Source organism: Bradyrhizobium sp. McL0615 (assembly GCF_049993905.1).
Taxonomy (GTDB): domain Bacteria; phylum Pseudomonadota; class Alphaproteobacteria; order Rhizobiales; family Xanthobacteraceae; genus Bradyrhizobium.
Genome location: NZ_CP188254.1, coordinates 4,518,335 through 4,534,904 on the forward strand (window position 1 = coordinate 4,518,335; position 16,570 = coordinate 4,534,904).

At 63.0% G+C, this 16,570-nt stretch carries 17 protein-coding genes; 11 read left to right on the plus strand and 6 right to left on the minus strand.

Annotated features, from left to right (window positions below):
• Positions 1–30: 30 nt before the first annotated feature.
• Positions 31–891 (minus strand): ketopantoate reductase family protein, encoded by an 861-nt coding sequence (locus ACPPVP_RS21365; protein WP_426524105.1) that lies wholly within the window; start codon positions 889–891, stop codon positions 31–33.
• Between the two features lie 331 nt (positions 892–1,222).
• On the opposite strand from ACPPVP_RS21365, the gene ACPPVP_RS21370 reads away from it, so the two are divergent.
• Positions 1,223–1,495 (plus strand): hypothetical protein, encoded by a 273-nt coding sequence (locus ACPPVP_RS21370; RefSeq protein ID WP_426524107.1) that lies wholly within the window; start codon positions 1,223–1,225, stop codon positions 1,493–1,495.
• 197 nt (positions 1,496–1,692) lie between these two features.
• Positions 1,693–3,099: an adenylate/guanylate cyclase domain-containing protein gene (locus tag ACPPVP_RS21375; RefSeq protein ID WP_426524109.1), complete on the plus strand. Its 1,407-nt coding sequence runs from the start codon at positions 1,693–1,695 to the stop codon at positions 3,097–3,099.
• 87 nt (positions 3,100–3,186) lie between these two features.
• Here the strand turns inward: ACPPVP_RS21375 and ACPPVP_RS21380 are convergent, their stop codons facing one another.
• Entirely contained in the window at positions 3,187–3,645 is a 459-nt protein-coding gene (locus ACPPVP_RS21380) for a DUF1203 domain-containing protein (protein ID WP_426524111.1), read from the minus strand.
• A gap of 198 nt (positions 3,646–3,843) precedes the next feature.
• Here ACPPVP_RS21380 and ACPPVP_RS21385 point away from each other — a divergent pair, with 198 nt between their 5' ends.
• Both ACPPVP_RS21385 and ACPPVP_RS21390 read left to right on the plus strand, forming a co-directional pair.
• Positions 3,844–4,236 (plus strand): cupin domain-containing protein, encoded by a 393-nt coding sequence (locus ACPPVP_RS21385; protein WP_426524113.1) that lies wholly within the window; start codon positions 3,844–3,846, stop codon positions 4,234–4,236.
• 549 nt (positions 4,237–4,785) lie between these two features.
• On the plus strand, positions 4,786–5,655 hold the full coding sequence (locus tag ACPPVP_RS21390) for a hypothetical protein (protein ID WP_426524115.1): 870 nt from the start codon (positions 4,786–4,788) through the stop codon (positions 5,653–5,655).
• 24 nt (positions 5,656–5,679) lie between these two features.
• Here ACPPVP_RS21390 and hisC read toward each other — a convergent pair whose 3' ends face one another.
• Positions 5,680–6,744: a histidinol-phosphate transaminase gene (gene hisC / locus ACPPVP_RS21395; RefSeq protein ID WP_426524117.1), complete on the minus strand. Its 1,065-nt coding sequence runs from the start codon at positions 6,742–6,744 to the stop codon at positions 5,680–5,682.
• A 91-nt stretch (positions 6,745–6,835) separates the two neighbouring features.
• A complete protein-coding gene (pdxY, locus tag ACPPVP_RS21400) occupies positions 6,836–7,684 on the minus strand; it encodes a pyridoxal kinase PdxY (RefSeq protein WP_426524119.1) in 849 nt (282 codons plus the stop codon).
• A gap of 108 nt (positions 7,685–7,792) precedes the next feature.
• Between pdxY and ACPPVP_RS21405 the strand changes: the two genes are divergently transcribed.
• Complete coding sequence (locus ACPPVP_RS21405; RefSeq protein WP_426524121.1) at positions 7,793–8,062, plus strand: DUF2312 domain-containing protein; 270 nt, start codon at positions 7,793–7,795, stop codon at positions 8,060–8,062.
• Positions 8,063–8,207: 145 nt separating this feature from the next.
• Here the strand turns inward: ACPPVP_RS21405 and ACPPVP_RS21410 are convergent, their stop codons facing one another.
• Positions 8,208–8,384, minus strand: coding sequence for a hypothetical protein (locus ACPPVP_RS21410; protein ID WP_426524123.1), 177 nt, complete (start codon positions 8,382–8,384; stop codon positions 8,208–8,210).
• Positions 8,385–8,535: 151 nt separating this feature from the next.
• Between ACPPVP_RS21410 and ACPPVP_RS21415 the strand changes: the two genes are divergently transcribed.
• The 6 genes from ACPPVP_RS21415 (at position 8,536) to ACPPVP_RS21440 (ending at position 15,271) form a co-directional block, all read left to right on the plus strand.
• Positions 8,536–9,456: a DMT family transporter gene (locus ACPPVP_RS21415; protein WP_426524125.1), complete on the plus strand. Its 921-nt coding sequence runs from the start codon at positions 8,536–8,538 to the stop codon at positions 9,454–9,456.
• 251 nt (positions 9,457–9,707) lie between these two features.
• The gene (locus ACPPVP_RS21420) at positions 9,708–10,436 is read left to right on the plus strand and encodes an ROK family protein (protein WP_426537985.1); all 729 of its coding nucleotides are present in this window, start codon (positions 9,708–9,710) and stop codon (positions 10,434–10,436) included.
• 385 nt (positions 10,437–10,821) lie between these two features.
• The gene (locus ACPPVP_RS21425) at positions 10,822–11,808 is read left to right on the plus strand and encodes a Bug family tripartite tricarboxylate transporter substrate binding protein (protein ID WP_426524127.1); all 987 of its coding nucleotides are present in this window, start codon (positions 10,822–10,824) and stop codon (positions 11,806–11,808) included.
• Positions 11,809–12,036: 228 nt separating this feature from the next.
• Positions 12,037–12,675 carry an FMN-binding negative transcriptional regulator gene (locus ACPPVP_RS21430; RefSeq protein WP_426524129.1) on the plus strand — a complete coding sequence of 213 codons (639 nt, stop codon included), beginning with the start codon at positions 12,037–12,039 and terminating at the stop codon, positions 12,673–12,675.
• 460 nt (positions 12,676–13,135) lie between these two features.
• Positions 13,136–14,134 carry a Bug family tripartite tricarboxylate transporter substrate binding protein gene (locus tag ACPPVP_RS21435; protein ID WP_426524131.1) on the plus strand — a complete coding sequence of 333 codons (999 nt, stop codon included), beginning with the start codon at positions 13,136–13,138 and terminating at the stop codon, positions 14,132–14,134.
• A gap of 198 nt (positions 14,135–14,332) precedes the next feature.
• Positions 14,333–15,271 (plus strand): oxygenase MpaB family protein, encoded by a 939-nt coding sequence (locus ACPPVP_RS21440; RefSeq protein WP_426524133.1) that lies wholly within the window; start codon positions 14,333–14,335, stop codon positions 15,269–15,271.
• A 170-nt stretch (positions 15,272–15,441) separates the two neighbouring features.
• Here the strand turns inward: ACPPVP_RS21440 and ACPPVP_RS21445 are convergent, their stop codons facing one another.
• Positions 15,442–16,224 carry a hypothetical protein gene (locus ACPPVP_RS21445; RefSeq protein ID WP_426524135.1) on the minus strand — a complete coding sequence of 261 codons (783 nt, stop codon included), beginning with the start codon at positions 16,222–16,224 and terminating at the stop codon, positions 15,442–15,444.
• Positions 16,225–16,570: the final 346 nt, after the last annotated feature.

Genomic DNA, 16,570 nt, shown 5'->3' on the forward strand with positions numbered 1-16,570 from the left:
TTGCCTTGCCCCGTTCGGTGAGCTTCACCATCACCTGCAGCGCATGATTGGTCGGGGTCGGAATGCCGAGCTCCGCGCCCTTGCGACCACATGGCCATTGAGGAAGTCGATCTCGCTGGGCTTGCCGCGTGCCAGATCCTGCGCGGTGGACGACATCTGGTTCGGCATGATCGCCGGGATGTTCAGGATATGCGCGAGGAGATCGTCTGATATCGATACGCCGCAGGCGCGGGCGACCGTTGTCGCCTCCTGCACCGCGCGCGTGACGACATCCCGTGTGCCTTCGACCTCCAGCATCGGGCCGTAAGAAATATCGGCCACGGCAGAAAGCGCGTTGAAGGCGCAGTTGATGATCAGCTTGCTCCACAGCGTCTTGTCGATGTCGTCGGCGATCGTGATGCCGATGCCGGCGGCTGCCAGCGTTTGCGCCAGCGCTTCGCTTGCGGCAGATGGGCCGATGGCGAGGTCGCCACCGCCGTGATGCCTGACGTGGCCGGGTCCCGCCATTTCGCTGCCGACATAGACGACGACAGGAATGACGGCGTGGCCAATGACCGCGGCAAGACGCGGCGCATTGTCGACGCCGTTCTGCAGGCTGAGCACGGATGTTTCCGGCTGCACGCGTCCGGCCAGCGACCGGCCGGCCTGCTCGGTATCGGCCGACTTCACGCACACCAGCACCAGGCCGGGCGCGGCAAGCGCGGTTGCGTCGGTCGCGGCTTTGGCGGGCAGGTGGCCGTTGAAAGTCTTGGTGTCGAGCAGCAGGCCATGGGCGTTGATGGCGTCGACATGCGGCTGCCGGCCGATGAACGTCACGTCATGCCCGGCCCGCAGCAGCAGTCCGCCATAATAGCATCCGACCGCTCCGGCACCGACGACTGCTACTTGCATGCTCTTCTCCCGCTCGGTTGAGGCAGTTCGAGTACGGCGGATGATGCCGTTCGCCTTCGCTCGTCTGGCAGCAGGTGGACGGGTTCGGCTGATCCGCCCCCACCACCGTACTTACTACGTGCCAGTCCCAATTTGCGCGGCGTTACCACCGTGCCGCGCGGCTCGCCGCACGCCTCCGGAATGAACGACAGGATTTTCTGCTAACCGGTTGGCCCCTCACCATTAATTGAGTATGGGGTGCTGCATTGTTGCAATGCGATATTGTGATATCGCAATGCAGCAAAGGGGGTATAGATTACGGCCTCGAATCCTTGTCGTCCGGAGAATTCAAGTGAAGAAGACCTACCTTTCCATCGCCACCGCCGCGCTCTCGATTGCGGCTGCCACTGCCTCCTTTGCGGCGGAGTTGCCGAGCTATGAAACGAAGGGACTGCCGATATCGTCCGTGCAGGTTCGCGTGCTGGGTGCCGCTGATGTCAAGGAGCAGTCGCCGGCGCTGACTTCCACGGTCACCGCGCATCAACTGAGCGTCCTGACACCGCGGAAGACACGGACGGCCGAGACGGCCGCGCCAGCCCCGACCATCGGTCGCGCCACGCGCTGACCGCGGTCGCGCCTTTCGTTGACCGATAGCTCCATCGTCGTTTGAGCGCGACAGATTGCAAAAAGCCCGCGATTTTGTCGCGGGCTTTTTGTCTTGATGCGTATTTGCGGCCGGGAGGGTCGGGTTCGGTGTTTCGGTGCGCGGATGTGATGGGTTAGCGGGTGTTCGGGCTGCCTACTTTCAGGTAGCATTGTCGGATGAGTGAAACCGAGACTTTGTTTGCGGCGCTCCGTCAATCGTCCGACGAGGCCGTTGTCGATATGCTCGAGCGCATGGTGCGGGATGCCCCGGATCATGCCCTGAACAAGATGAACGCGCTTGATCTTGCAAGCACGCAAGGCATTGACGAAGAGCGGGTCATCGCAACGCTGCTGAATGCGGTGGGGCTCGGCATGTTCGAGATGACATGGAACGTGATGTGCCCGAGCTGCGCCGGGGTTCTCTCAGCCAATAAAAGCCTGAAGACCCTGAACAGCGCGCAGTATAATTGCGCTTTCTGCGCCGCGGGCTATGAGACGACGCTCGATAACCTGGTCGAGGTGACTTTTACGGTAAGCCCGCGCGTGCGGAAGATCGCGGCCCATGATCCCGACGAACTGTCTGCGGCCGAATATTATCGCCAGATCTTCTGGAGTTCGGCGATCGATCTTCCTGATGATCTGGAGAAGCTGCTGGACGACGTCACGCTCGAAATCGTCGACCTGCCGGCAGGAGAGCGGGCCATCCTTTCGCTGCAGGTGCCGCAGGGCACGTTGATCGTGTTCGATCCGGTGACGCATGCGGCGCAGTTCCTGGAAGTCAGCGGCGAGGAGACCAGCGAGCGGCAGAGCCTGTCGGTGATCTTCAACAGGGTCCAGGTTCCCGTCGACACCGTCACCTTGCGCCCCGGGCCGCTGCGCGTCGCCCTGGACAACCGCACCGAAGGCCGCGTGTTGCCGGCGGTGTGGGTGGCGAACGCGGCGCTGGACGACCTCCTGACGCGACGGAAGCCGGTTCTCACGGCAACGCGACTCCTCACCAATCAGACGTTTCGGGATATCTACCGGACCGACACGCTCGCCATCGGCCAGCGCCTCAAGATCCTGAGCCTGACTTTCCTGTTCAGCGATCTCAAGGATTCCACCGAGCTTTATGAGCGGGTCGGCGACCTCACGGCTTTCGATCTCGTCAACGAACATTTCAGGCTGCTGCAGGAGATCATCGCGTCCGAACGGGGCGCGATCGTGAAAACCATTGGCGATGCCGTGATGGCGACCTTCGAGACGCCCGACCGCGCCATTGCCGCGGCAATCCGCATGCGCGAGGCGATGAGCGATCTCGGCGCCGAGCGCCAGCACCAGAGCCTTCGCCTGAAGATGGGCATCCATGAAGGCTCATGCCTTGCGGTCACGCTCAATGGCCAGCAGGACTATTTTGGCCAGACGGTCAATATCGCCTCGCGCGTCCAGGGCCTTGCGGCCTCGCGCTCGATCGTGGTGACGGAATCGGTGGTGGAGAACGCGCATGCCCGGGCCCTGCTCGAGACCAGCGGGCTGAAGCCAGCGCCGCGGCGCGTGGCGCTGACCGGCATCGCGGACAAGGTGTCGGTCTACGAGATCTCCTGAGCGAAGCGGTGGTCAGGGCCGCGATCGAGCCCACGCTTTAGGGATTGATCCGGCAATGCACCAATTTCGCGTCCGGCGCCGATATGGCTAGGCCCGCTCCACTCTTGCGGCGTAGCAGCCCGCTGCCGCAAAGTGAACATGCAGATAAGCGACTTTTGACGGGGTCAGCAACTTTTCGATGACCGGCTCGATCTCTTGCCCATCGACTAACCGGTTATCGACCATCATTCCGTTCGCGTCGAAAGACCTTACAGCAAGCGTGCGCTTTCGCAGTTGTTCGGGAATCTCATTCACTTCATCGTAGGTCTGATCGCCTTCGCGCACAAAAATCGCAAACCGCATTCGATACGGCGAGTCGACGGCATGATGCTCGTAATTGACCAGCAAAAGCTCCTCACCTGGCTGCGAGTCCGTCAGGCTAACGCGGCAGGGATAGTTACCATCGGCTGTCCGGCGCACGCCGCCTTGCGCTGCAAGGTCGCGATCAGACAAGGCAAAAAGATGAGTGAAATTGTTGGCGGGCAGTCCTAGGATACGAAAGGCCATATTTGTTACTCCGTGTGAGTGAATATCACCTTCGCACCTGCTTCAAACCGAGCCACCCGATTTCCGAACAGCCGGTGATTGCCGTGTAGGGGCAGGCGGGCCCTTAGGGCCAAGCGGTTGGGCGTTGACAGGTTCTTGATCGCCAGCTTTTGAGTTCGTGACAGGATCGCAATTGGCAGCTTTTTTCGGAGGAGAACCATGAACAAGCCTTCGCCCGTCAATCCGCCCGAACTTCGGTCGACCTTCGTCGCCGCCTCGTCGATGCCCTGGCAGCGAACGGAGTTCGACGGCATAGAGATGAAGATCCTCTACAAGGACGACGAAGGGCGCTCGACCATCCTGTTCAGGATGGCGCCCGGCGCGGTCGTGCCGCTGCACGAGCACACGGCGCTCGAACAGACCTTCATGCTCGAAGGATCGCTGGAAGATGCGGAGGGCAGTTGTGGCACGGGCGACTTCGTATGGCGACCGGGCGGCAACATCCACGTCGCGCATGCGCCCCACGGCGCGACGTTCCTCTCCGTGTTCAATCGTCCGAACCGCTTTTTCGATGGAACGAAATTTTTCACTTCCGCCGAGGAACGCAGCTAGGACGCAGGATGGATTGAGCTATTTGCTATCCATCGAAGCCACGAACAGCCATTGATAGGTATCGCTTCCGCCTTCGCTCGTTGAGCTGCGGCGGTTTGTTCGCGTTGGAATGCCAGAGCGGTCCCGGATGTCGCGCAGCCTATCAACACTGCGGGAGCGCAATTGCGCTCGTCGTCGGGACGCGCATGCGTGCGACCGTGGGCTCATCCGGCCTGGATGCTGCGATTTGAGAACACGCACGCGGGCGTCCCAAAGGATTTCGCCGAGCTAATTATTGTGGCCAGAATGTGAATTGCCTCACACGCGAGGTAGCAAGTGTGGGCAACGATACCGGTGGTTGAGAGCAAAGTGCCATTCCTAGTTTGCGTTGATCAGGGAGACCGGCCATGCGTGCAATCATTATCTTCAGAATACTCGTAGTGATCCTGGCGACAACGTGTGTTGTCACCTCGGCATCTGCTTGCCCTGGGGGGTACCGCGCATGTGGTGGCGCCTGCTGCCCCGGCTGATCAAGATTTTGAACGAACGCCTGAGAGAGAGGAGGCGGTCATGCGCATCAGGTACATGCTTGCGTTAGCGGCAGTCGTCGTGGGAGCGCCGTTGGCGGCGCATTCCTTCCAAAAGCCCGGCGATGATCAGCTCGGAGACACATTGCGGGAATATGGATTCATCCCAAAGAATCCGCCGACCACCCTGATGACCGTCGGGTCGCTCTACTACGTCGATTCCGAAGCGAAGCACTTCTTTCCGATATGCATAGCCGACAAGGAGGACGTTGGAGAATTCCTGCGCTCGTCTCCCAGCGTGGAGCTGCAACAAAGTCTCGAACGCAAGGGACAGCTCGCTACGGGGATCAGCATTGATATCGGATGGCTGCTCAAGGGCAGCGTCAACAACAACTATGTCGTGAAGGTGAATTATTCGCTCACGGACGTCCGGGTAGAAGAGATTGCGCTCGGCGCCAACTGGCAGATTTTCGGCAAGCTGATGGAGCGGCCTCCCTGCAGCCAAATGGCAATGCGATATATCCATGCTGGCGGCTACGTGTGTCAGGTGACCAGCATTTTGACGGCAACCGCAGAGTTCAAGTTGGACCGCGACGCGCAAAGCAAGCTGGAAACCAGTTCGAATGCAACGGTCAACGACGTCAAGGACATCATGAAACGCGCCGTCGAGGCGCAGGGTAATCAGGACGTGGTTGACAAGGAAGGTCGACTGCTCGCGGGGAAGGCGTTGCAGTACGGCGCTGCCTTGACTCCGCTCTGCCTCGCACCGACGAATTCGCGGTTTTCGCGCGTGGTCCCAAGCACCACGTTCGGGCGCTTCTGGAACTACGTGCTGTTCAATATCCTTGAACCGATGCTTCCGCCGGTTAAGGGCGACCAGCCGGACGTAGGGCAACCGCACGCCGGAGCCTGAACGACCAGTCGGCTCCGACCCGCCTTACGCGTTGCCCGTGATGTCCGACAGGGCCGACAACAGCCGGTCGATTTGCCCGCCGGTGCCCACGGTGATCCGCAGATAGTCGGAGATGCGCGGCGCCGAAAAATGGCGGACGATCACCGCGCGTTGGCGCAGCGCGGCGGCCAGCGCCGCGCCTTCGTGCGCCGGATGCCGCGCGAAGACGAAGTTGGCGGATGAGGGCAGCACTTCGAAGCCAAGCTGGACGAGGCCGCCGTTCAGCCGCACACGGCCTTCGATCACGCGGGCGCGGCTCTGCTGAAAATACGCTTCGTCCTCCAGCGAGGCGATGGCGCCGGCTTGGGCGGGACGGCCGAGGGGGTAGGAGTTAAAACTGTCCTTCACGCGGGTGAGCGCCTCGATCAGGTCGGCGTCGCCGATCGCGTAGCCAACCCGCAGACCTGCCAGGGCGCGGGACTTGGACATGGTTTGAACGACCAGGAGGTTGGGGTGGGACTCGACCAGCGGGATCGCAGTCTCGGCACCAAAATCGACATAGGCTTCGTCGATGACCACTGGCGCGTCGGGATGCTCTTCCAGCAGCGTCGCGATATCGGCCCGCGACAGCGCAACGCCGGTCGGCGCATTCGGATTGGGGATGATGAGCGCGCCGGCCGGCCTTCGATAATCGGCAACGCGGATCTGCATGGCCTGATCGAGCGGCACGGCATCAAACGCGATACCGAACAGGCGGCAATAGACCGGGTAGAAGCTGTAGGTGATATCGGGGAACAGCAACGGAGCTTCATGCTTGAGCAGCGCGGCGAAGGCGTGGGCCAGCACCTCGTCCGAACCGTTGCCGACGAACACCTGTTCCGGGAGCACCTGATGGTAGGTGGCCAGGGCGGCGCGCAAGGCGGACGCCTGCGGGTCGGGATAAAGGCGCAGCGTATCCGCCGCCTCGGCGCGAACGGCTTCCAGCGCGCGTGGCGAAGGACCAAACGGGCTTTCATTGGTGTTGAGCTTGACCAGCTCCGCGATGCGCGGCTGTTCGCCCGGCACATAGGGTTTCAGGTCGTGCGTCAGGCTGCTCCAGAAGCGGCTCATTTTTCGTCCTGCGGATAGTAGCCCGGATGGAGCGAAGCGAAATCCGGGGTGGTGTTGGAGTGATACCGGATTGCGCTGAGCTCCATCCGGGCTACGGGGTGATCGCGATACATTCGAATTTGCGCTCCGGGTGGACGAGCTGCTCCGCGCTCTCGACGATACGCATTTCCTCGGTACCCCGTGCAGCCGTGCGTTCCAATACGGCGAAGATGGCGGAGGCAGCGTGGCTGAGCGCGTCCGGCGTGCCGGACCCGCGGACGCGCGCGGCGACCAATAGCGCTGCGAACAGGTCGCCGGTGCCGTTCGGGCTGATCGGCAATTTTGGCGTGCGCACGCGCCATGCATTGGCGCGCTCGACGGCCAGGCTCTCGATCTCGCCTTCGGGCGTGTCGGCAAGCTCGGCGCTGGTGATGACGACCGTCCCGCGCGCCATGAAGGCGCGCGCTGCCTTGAGCAGCTGATCGATCCTCGCGGCCTTCGCGCCACTCAGCCATTCGAACTCGAAATGATTGGGCGTGACGATATCGGCCAGCGGACAGAGCAGATCGCGCACCAGCGGCGGAATGTCGGCATGAACGAACAGGCCGCGGTCGCGATCCCCAAGCACGGGATCGCAGCAATAAAGTAGCGCCGGATTTTTGGCCTTGGCGCGTGCGACGAAATCCGCGACCACTTTGGCGTTGTCGGCTGAGCCGAGATAGCCGGACAGGATCATCGTGGCGGCATCGACCGCGCCGCGCTCCTCGATCCCGAGCAGCAGATCGGCAACGAGTTGCGCATCGAGCACGCGGCCGCGGATGGTCGGGTATCCGGGCCGGTTGCTCAGCAGCGTGGTCGGCACCGCCACCACGTCGATCCCGTGCATCTGCATGGGAAATACGGCGGCGCTGTTGCCGACATGGCCGAAAGCAACCTGCGACTGAATCGAAATGACGTTCATGTTTCGTCTGGGGATTATCTGATTTGCCGGTGCGGGAACCTTCCGAGGTTAACACATTGGTTATTTGTTTGCGGGCATTTTCACAACCTCATTAAACAGGGAGGCACCATGTCTGACGTCACCATTCCCGGCGGCAAGATCCGTTCTTTCGTCGAGCGGATCGAGAACATCGATGGCGAATTGGCCGAGCTGAACGAGCAGAAGAAGGAAGTGTTTGCGGAGGCCAAGGGCGAAGGCTTTGATGTGAAGATCCTCAAGGAGATCATCAAGCTGCGCAAACAGGACCAGGACGAGCGCGACGAGCGTGAAAGCCTGCTCGATCTCTACATGCGCGCGATGGAAACCGCGGCGCCGGACAAGGTAGCGAAGGCGGCCTGAACGAAGCAGAGAGAACGTAGCCCGGATGAGCCAACGGGTCGCGCGAATGCGCGCCCGATGACAGGCTCTGCCGATATCCGGCGCGGCGTTACAGTGGCCCGGATGTCGCTTTCGCTCATCCGGGCTACTCGCTTGCTGTGGGCGACTACGACCCGAACAGCGCGATGTAGATCACGTAGAGCCAGCCCAGGACGCCGTGGATGATGGCCCAGAGGATCGAGTGGTTGTTGGTATAGGAGATCGCGATGGCGAGTGCCGAGCCAAAGCCCACGCCGTATTTCGCGCCCTCGACCCGAACCCCGTAATATCGATTTCCGTTCATGGCGATCCTTCCCGCGACCAGGGTGAGTTAGCGTAGCGCGCCAGCCATCGCGCGTGAATGACGAATTCCGAAAGGCCGGTCCGGAAACGCGCCCGTCTGCCCTGCATGGGTGTGGGTTGAACCGCCATGCGGGCCAAGTTAAGCGTCCGCGATGAATGAGCCGACCCACGGCGCCGATGCTTCAGCCCAAAAATCCGATGCGAAGCCGGCCTTGCTCGGGGTGGCCTGCGGCGCGGGTGCGGCGCTGTTCTGGGCGCTCGGCTTCGTGGCGACACGGCACGGGCTGAAACTCGGATTCACGCCGCCGGATCTGCTGATGCACCGCTTCCTGTGGTCGGGCATTGCTTTTCTGCCGCTGGTGCTTCGTGCCGGCATCGGCAATCTCTGCGGCATCGGCTGGGGCCGCGGACTGGTGCTGATGGTACTGGGCGGGCCGGTGATGTCGCTCATCAGCTATACCGGCTTTCTGTTCGTGCCGCTGGGCCATGGCAGCGTCATCCAGCCGTCCAGCGCGACGCTCGGCGGCCTGCTGCTCGCCGCGGTGTTCCTGCGCGAGCGGGTGCCGGCCTCGCGCTTGCTGGGGGCGGTCGTCATCGTCGGCGGGCTCGCAGTGATCGGCGCGGAGTCGATCGGCCATATCGGTTCGCACGGCATCCTCGGCGACCTGCTGTTCGTGCTGACCGGGTTCATGTTCGCGGTGTTTGGCACGCTGCTGCGGCATTGGCGCGTCAACGCGTTCTCGGCGGCCACCGTCATCAGCGTGCTGTCGCTCGCGCTGCTGCCGATCTATGCCGCTTCCGGCGGGTTTACCCGCGTGGCGACATTTGGCTTGGGTGAAAACGTGCTGCAGGCGCTGGCGCAGGGTATCCTGGCCGGCCCCGCCGCGCTGTATCTGTTTGCGTTCTCGATCCAGACCATCGGCGTCGCCCGCGCCGCGGTGTTCCCGGCGACCGTGCCGGCGCTGACGATCCTCGCAGGCTGGCTCATTCTCGGCGAGCGGCCGACCGCGCTGCAGGCGGCGGGGCTGGTGACGGTGCTGGCGGGATTCTATCTGGCGCAACGGCAACGGTAAATTGGAGCCCGGACGAAGCGGTGTTAGCGTGGTCCCGGATTGTGCTTCGCTCCATTCTGGCTACTTGCTACGTGAGCACGACGCAAACGCGTTGTTAAGAATTGGCTCGCGCCGATTTGCGCGATTCCGATTCGTTCCTTGCGAACAAAGTGGAGTCGGATGGAGAACAAAGCTGCGTGCTGTTTGTTTTTTCTACCTCGGCAGCGTATCGGCTACAATTGTGCTCGTCCGGCAGCGCAGGGCGCGAATTCATGACGAAGAAAACGAGCAAGCAAAAAGCGGGCAAGCGTGCATCGCGACCAACGATCCTGGCGATCGACATCGGCGGTTCGCGCGTAAAATTCATGACCGACAAGGAGCGAACCAAACGCGCGTTTATGTCTGGTCCTGATCTTTCTGCGAAAGCGATGGTGAGGAAGATCAAGGCGCTGACGAAAGACTGGTCCTATGATGTCGTCTCGATTGGGTATCCGGGGCCTGTGATTAACAACCGGCCCTTGTCGGAGCCTCACAATCTTGGTCGCGGATGGGCCGGTTTCAATTTCGAAAAGGCGTTCGGTCGCCCGACGAAGGTCGTCAACGATGCGTTGATGCAGGGGGTCGGCAGCTACCAGGGCGGCCGGATGCTGTTCCTGGGCCTGGGGACCGGTCTTGGCTCCGCGATGATCGTGGAGGGCATCCTGGAGCCGATGGAGCTGGCTCACTTGCCGTACCGCAACGGCAAGACGTTCGAGCAATGGGTCGGCGCCGCAGCTCTCAAGCGCCTTGGAAAAAAGAAATGGCAACGTGCTGTCGATGACGTCCTGAAGCGCCTGCTTGCCGCATTGGAGCCGGATTACGTCATGCTGGGCGGTGGAAACGCCGACAAGATCGATCATTTGCCGCGCAAGGTCCGGCGCGGAGACAACGTCGATGCGTTCGAGGGCGGGTTTCGGCTGTGGAAGAAGAGGCTGGTCAAGCCGCCCGACGCACGGCGATAGAAATCGGCGCTGGCTATTAAACCCTCATGGTGAGGAGGCGCCACCGGGTCCGCGCATAGCGCGGCCCGATGACAGGCTCCGCGCCGCGAACCATGAGGCTCCCGCTGGTGCCATTCATCCTTCGAGACGCCGCTACGCGGCTCCTCAGCCGGTCTCCCGTCCGCCACCGCGCGAGCCATTCTACCTCGCCCGGCACCCTTGGAGTTACAAGGATGAGGTCTCACACCGGGCGGGTTAGCGGAGTGCTCCCGCCAATCCGCCGCAGTGCGTGTCTGACACTTCCCCTTGACATGTCGGCGCGCCGCCGCCCGAATGTCTGACAGCGCAAAAGCGCGCGTCGCGGTGTCGCACCCGGCGCATAAAAACAAAGGGGGAGGATTTGCGAATGTTTCGCCAAGTGGTTCGCCATATCAGAAGTTTTGCGCTTTTCGCGCTTGCGGTCGTAACCCTGCTCGGCGCCGGAAACGCCCAGGCGGCCTTCCCGGAGCGGCCGGTCACGCTGATCGTGCCGTGGGCCGCCGGCGGCGGCACGGACGCGGTCGCACGCCAGATCGCCATCATGCTGGAGCGTGATCTCAAGCAGCCGGTGAACGTCGTGAACCGCACGGGCGGGTCGGGCGTGGTCGGCCACCAGGCGATCGCTACCGCAGCACCCGACGGCTACACTTTCGGTCTCATCACGCTCGAGATCACGCTGATGCACTGGGCGGGGCTCACCGATCTCACCTTCGAGAAGTTTACGCCGCTCGGTCTGGTCAACCAGGATTTTGCCGCGATCCACGTCAAGGCCGACGCGCCCTACAAGAACGTCAAGGAGCTGTTCGCGCATATCAAGGCGAACCCGAACAAGGTGGTGGCTTCGGGCACCGGGCAGGGCGGAAGCTGGCATGTCGCGCTCGCCGGGCTGATGCAGGCCGACGGCGTTTCGCCGACCTCGATCCGCTGGGTGCCGTCCACGGGCGCCGCGACCGCGCTGACCGATCTGGCGGCCGGCGGCGTCGACTTTGTCGCGTGCTCGATGCCGGAAGCCGAGGCGCTGATCAAGGCCGGGCGCATCCGCAGCCTGGTGTTCTTCTCGCCCAAGCGCGCGCCGAACTTCCCTGACGTGCCGACCACCGAGGAGGCGACGGGTCACAAATTTCATAAGGGTGTATGGCGCGGCTTTGCCGCGCCCAAGGGCCTGCCGCCGGAGATTGCCAGGACGTACGAGACCGCGATCAAGAAGGCCTGGGAAAGCGAGGAGTTCAAGGAGTTCATGACCCGCCGCGGCTTCGACATGATCTATCTGGACGCGGCGAAGTATGGCGAGTTCATGAAGTCCGACGACGAGGACAACGGCAAGGCGCTGAAGTCGCTCGGGCTCGCGAAGTAAGTGAATGAAGTGAGTTATAGCGAGCGTAGCCCGGATGGAGCCAACGGTCGCGCGAATGCGCGCCCGATGAAGGCTTCACGAAATCCGGGGTGGTGTCAGAGTGGTCCCGGATTGCGCAGCGCTGCATCCGGGCTACTTGCCCCGAGGGCGGCCGTCGATGACCCCCGTAACGGAATAGGCTAGCCTTGCCCGGGACGACCACCCTCCAGCCGTTCGAGCGCATAAGCCATGCACGTTCTCCGACCCCAGTTTCGCATCGAGGAGAGCCGTGCGCTTGCCTTTGCGGCCGAGCGCGGCTTTGGCGTCATCGTCGCCGCAGATGAACGCGGACCGCGTGGGTCGCACGTGCCGTTCGTCATCGCGCGGCGCGAGACCGGCGTGATCATCCAGATCCACCTCACGGCCAGAAATCCGCTGGTCGAACTCGCCGACGGCGTCAGGCGCTTTCTTCTGATCGTCTCCGGTGACGATGCCTATGTCTCCAACGACTGGTACGCCTCGCGCGACAACGTCTCGACCTGGCTCTATGAGGCCGTACATTTTTCCGGCGTCGCGCATTTACGCGAGCACGACGAGAACCGCGGCCATGGCGACGCGTTGCTCGCGGTCTCGAAGGCGCGCCTGCCGAAACAGCCTTGGGATCTCGCGCAGATGAAACCCAGCAAGCGCGAGACGATGCTGGCCTCGATCCGCGTGATCGATCTCGTCGTCGACCAGATCGAGGGACAGTCAAAGCTCAACCAGCACAAGAGCGATGAGGATCATGTCGCCGTCGCCAAGCAGTTGGCGCGCGCGGAGGAGACGGGAAGCCGGCGGTTGGCCGAGAAGATGCGGGCGCTGCGGCCGCAGCTTCGATATGAGCCGTAGCGCGCGGAAAAGTGCAGCAACATCTCACAGTGCGAAGTGAACCCGTTGTTAAGAGTTGCCCCGCGCTGATTTTCGCGATTCCGATTCGTTCTTTGAGAACAAAATGGAGTCGGACGCAGAACAAAAAAGATGATGGCGGATGACGCTACGCTAATCTGCCCCTCGCAACGGCAGCGCTGCAATCGTCTCCCTCACCAACCGTTCCACCGCGATGTGATCGTCATGCGGCGTGTAGGCCACTGAGCCGGCTTGCGCGCATTTTCCATCTGGCAGAACGCCCGCGATGTTGTCGCGGGCTTTTTGTCGCGAAATGCGGACTTTGCACCTTCGCTCGCACCTCCTAAGCTGAGGTCAACCGAACGCGCCTCACCTCTGGTCGAGATATCTAAGACCGGGAGGAAGGAAGGCAATAGCAGCGAAGCTGCGACGCGGCGCGCGGGCCCTGGAGGGGAGGACATCGATGCCGCTGTCTATCGACCGCCGCCGCGCGCTTGCGACCATCAGCTGTTTCGTTGCCGCGCCAATTCTGGCGCCACGCGTGGGCCGCGCGGCAGAGGCCTGGCCGATCCGGCAGGTGAAGTACGTCAACGGCTTTCCGGCCGGCGGCGCCACCGACACGCTCTCGCGCGTGATCTGCCAGAAGATGAGCGAACTGTCCGGACAGTCCTTTGTGGTCGAAAACAAGGGCGGCGCCGGCGGCGTGCTGGGCGCGGATGCGATCGCAAAGGCGCCGCCGGACGGTTACACGGTCGGGCTCGGCGGCATCGCCTCCAACGTGCTCGCGATCGGCTCTTACGCCAAACTGCCGTATCAACCGCGCGAGGACTTCACCTTCATCTCCGGCATGTGGCAATTGCCGAACATCCTGACCGCGAAGAAGGGCCTGTTCTCCGCTGACCTCAAGGAACTGCTCGCGGCGTTCAAGAAGGAGCCGGGCAAATACACCTACGCCTCCGCCGGCTTCGGCACCACGCTGCATCTCTCCGGCGAGATGATGAACAGCATGGCGGGCGTGCAGGTCCGGCACGTGCCCTACCGGGGCGGCGCGCCGGCGCTGAACGACCTGCTCGGCGGCAATGTCGATCTGCTGTTCGACAATCTGCCGGGCTCGCTGCCGAGCGTGCGCTCCGGCGCGATCAGGGCGGTTGCGGTCACCGCGAAGACGCGGCTGGCGGAGCTTCCCGACGTGCCCGCGATGGCCGAACTGTTGCCCGGCTACGAGCTCACCTCCTGGGCCGGCCTGGTCGGGCCTGCAAACATGCCCGCCGACCTCGTCGCGCAGATCAACGCACTCACCGGCAAGGCGCTCAGGGATTCCTGGGTGAAACAGCGCTACGCCGACCTCGGCGCCACCACCTGGCCGACCACGCCGCAGGAGATCTCGGCCTATCGCGACAGCGAGGAAGCGCGGCTGCTGCCGATCATGAAGGCGGCCGGGATCAAGCCGGAGGGAGGGTGAGGGGACGGCCGGACCCGTGGGAGGATGGCCCGCGGCCGAAGGGAATTGGCGTGCGTAGCCCGGATGAGCGCAGCGATATCCGGGGAGCGATGCTAGAGTTGTCCCGGATGTCGCGGAGCCTGTCATCGGGCGCGCATTCGCGCGACCCGTTGGCTCATCCGGGCTACGTTTGCGGCGTTTGCTTGAGGATCATGCCGGTTGTTGTTGTCCGCCGATGATTTCGAAAGCAGTCTCGACGCCGTTCGCGCGGCGGCGGCCGGACCGATCAAGGGAATCTTCGGCCCGGAGTCGCTGACGTGGCGGGTCGACCGCGAGGCGGCGGTTTTCCTTGGCGCGGGGCGGGCGCTGTTGCTGCAGTTGGCGCACCCCTGGGTCGCCGCCGCCATATCGGAGCATTCCAGGACCTTTGCCGATCCGGTCGGCCGGTTTCACCGGACCTTCAACATCACCTTCACGATGGTGTTCGGCACGCTCGATCAGGCGCTGGCCGCAAGCCGCCGGCTGCACCGGCGTCACGCCGCGGTGACCGGAATATTGCCGCAAGGGGCAGGCCGCTTCGAAGCCGGCTCGCGCTACAGCGCCAACGAGGTCGCGGCGCTGCGCTGGGTTCACGCCACGCTGGTGGAGACCGCCTTGCAGACGCATGATCTCGTGCTGCCTGCACTCACCAACAGCGAGCGCGAACAATACTGGGCCGAGGCGAAGCTGTACGCGGCCCTGTTCGGCGTGCGAGCGGCCGACTTGCCTGCGGACTGGACGTCGTTTGCGGCCTACACCGAGGCCATGTCACGATCGGACAATCTTTCGGTCAGCCCCGCCGCCCGCGACATTGCGCAGCAGATCTTTTCAGGCCGCGCGACAGGACTGCGCGTGCCCGGATGGTATCGCGCGCTGACGGCCCATCTGCTGCCGGAGCGGTTGCGCGAAGAATTCGGATTTGAGTTCGGCGAACGCGAGCAGCGCAGCATGAAGCGGGCGCTGGCGTGGATCCGCCGGATCTATCCCCGCCTTCCCATGCGCCTGCGCGCGGTGGGCCCGTATCAGGAGGCGCTGGCGCGCCTGCGAGGCGATCAGCGGCCGGACCTGGCCGTGCGCTGGCTCAACCGGCTCTGGATCGGCCGGCCGATGATGGAATGATGATGGCTTGCTTGTAGCTTGTAGCCCGGATGAGCCAACGGGTCGCGCGAATGCGCGCCCGATGACAGGCTCCGCGATATCCGGGAGCACTCTAACACCGCCCCGGATGTCGCTGCGCTCATCCGGGCTACTCGCTACTTGCTGAACTCATCCGTCGTCGCGCCCGCGGCCTATCGGCAAGAATGCGTCTGGCCGTCGTAGCCCCGGTAAGTCCCGGCCGACGCATTGTAGGTGCGGAAGCGGGTGCAGAGCATGGCTACGGTCCGCTCGCGCGGCTTCTGGGCTGTCTTGGACGGTTGCACCGGCTTGGATGGTTGCACCAACTTGGCCGATTGCACCAGCTTGGCCGGCTGCACCAATTTACCGGGCTCTGCCGGTTTGCCGAGGGCAGCGCTTTTTGATGGCCTGGCGGCAGGCTTCTGCTTCAAGGCGGGCTTCGCGTGCGCAACCCCGGGTTTTTCCGCTGATGGAGCCGGGCTCTGCTCGACAACCGCGGGCTTTGCGTCCGGGATGGTCGACGTCTGCTCGACGATGGCAGGCTTGTCGTTCGCGGCAGCCGACTTCTCCTCGACCGCTGCGGGCTTGTCCTGCGCGATTGCCGGTTTTTCCTCCGCGGGGGCCGGCTTCTGCTCGACGATGGCAGGCTTGTCATCCGCGGCAGCCGGCTTCTCCTCGACGCCTGCGGGCTTGTCCTGCGCGATGAGCGGTTTCTCTTCCGCGGGCGCCGGCTTCGGCTCGGCCGTGGCGGTGATGTCGGCCGCGGCAGGCGGTTTCGCTTCGGTAGCGGCCGCGGGCTTTTCGTCCGCGGCCACTGAAGGTTGCGCTGCGGTCGGGCCCGGATTGTCCGCGGCCGAATTCTGCGCGAGCGCTTGCGCGCTTATCACCATAAACAAGACACAGCAAAGCACGCCGGCGCGCGCGGCGGCGGCGGTCGATAAAGCTGATAAACGCATGGATTGATACTCGACTGGTTGTCCCCATCAAAGTTCCACACTCATTTGCGGCAAGTCTGTGAACGGTGAGGCTCTTTCGCTGATGACTACGCGCTAAGACCTTGAGTGTGTGCTGGCCGCCACACTGCGCGTCCTGAGGTTGGCGCCAAGACAGCGAAAGCGTTTCGGTGAATGCAACCAAAAAGAGAAAATTGAAATAAACACAATCAGACGAAAGCGAAGCAATCCATCGGGCCCGCAAGGGGAGACATGGATTGCGTCGCTGCGCGCGCAATGACGTGGGCATGCTTTCGCGATCTCGCGGCATCTTCCACCCGAGGTTTGACCGTTTCGTTGCCCTCCACTT

Excerpts from the sequence above, each read along its gene's own strand:
- hisC (WP_426524117.1), bottom strand. The coding sequence starts at position 6,744 with ATGAGCCGCTTCTGGAGCAGCCTGACGCACGACCTGAAACCCTATGTG.
- ACPPVP_RS21375 (WP_426524109.1), top strand. The coding sequence starts at position 1,693 with ATGAGTGAAACCGAGACTTTGTTTGCGGCGCTCCGTCAATCGTCCGAC.
- ACPPVP_RS21430 (WP_426524129.1), top strand. The coding sequence starts at position 12,037 with ATGCACGTTCTCCGACCCCAGTTTCGCATCGAGGAGAGCCGTGCGCTT.
- ACPPVP_RS21435 (WP_426524131.1), top strand. The coding sequence starts at position 13,136 with ATGCCGCTGTCTATCGACCGCCGCCGCGCGCTTGCGACCATCAGCTGT.
- ACPPVP_RS21390 (WP_426524115.1), top strand. The coding sequence starts at position 4,786 with ATGCGCATCAGGTACATGCTTGCGTTAGCGGCAGTCGTCGTGGGAGCG.
- pdxY (WP_426524119.1), bottom strand. The coding sequence starts at position 7,684 with ATGAACGTCATTTCGATTCAGTCGCAGGTTGCTTTCGGCCATGTCGGC.
- ACPPVP_RS21380 (WP_426524111.1), bottom strand. The coding sequence starts at position 3,645 with ATGGCCTTTCGTATCCTAGGACTGCCCGCCAACAATTTCACTCATCTT.
- ACPPVP_RS21410 (WP_426524123.1), bottom strand. The coding sequence starts at position 8,384 with ATGAACGGAAATCGATATTACGGGGTTCGGGTCGAGGGCGCGAAATAC.
- ACPPVP_RS21365 (WP_426524105.1), bottom strand. The coding sequence starts at position 891 with ATGCAAGTAGCAGTCGTCGGTGCCGGAGCGGTCGGATGCTATTATGGC.
- ACPPVP_RS21425 (WP_426524127.1), top strand. The coding sequence starts at position 10,822 with ATGTTTCGCCAAGTGGTTCGCCATATCAGAAGTTTTGCGCTTTTCGCG.
- ACPPVP_RS21385 (WP_426524113.1), top strand. The coding sequence starts at position 3,844 with ATGAACAAGCCTTCGCCCGTCAATCCGCCCGAACTTCGGTCGACCTTC.
- ACPPVP_RS21445 (WP_426524135.1), bottom strand. The coding sequence starts at position 16,224 with ATGCGTTTATCAGCTTTATCGACCGCCGCCGCCGCGCGCGCCGGCGTG.
- ACPPVP_RS21415 (WP_426524125.1), top strand. The coding sequence starts at position 8,536 with ATGAATGAGCCGACCCACGGCGCCGATGCTTCAGCCCAAAAATCCGAT.
- ACPPVP_RS21405 (WP_426524121.1), top strand. The coding sequence starts at position 7,793 with ATGTCTGACGTCACCATTCCCGGCGGCAAGATCCGTTCTTTCGTCGAG.
- ACPPVP_RS21420 (WP_426537985.1), top strand. The coding sequence starts at position 9,708 with ATGACGAAGAAAACGAGCAAGCAAAAAGCGGGCAAGCGTGCATCGCGA.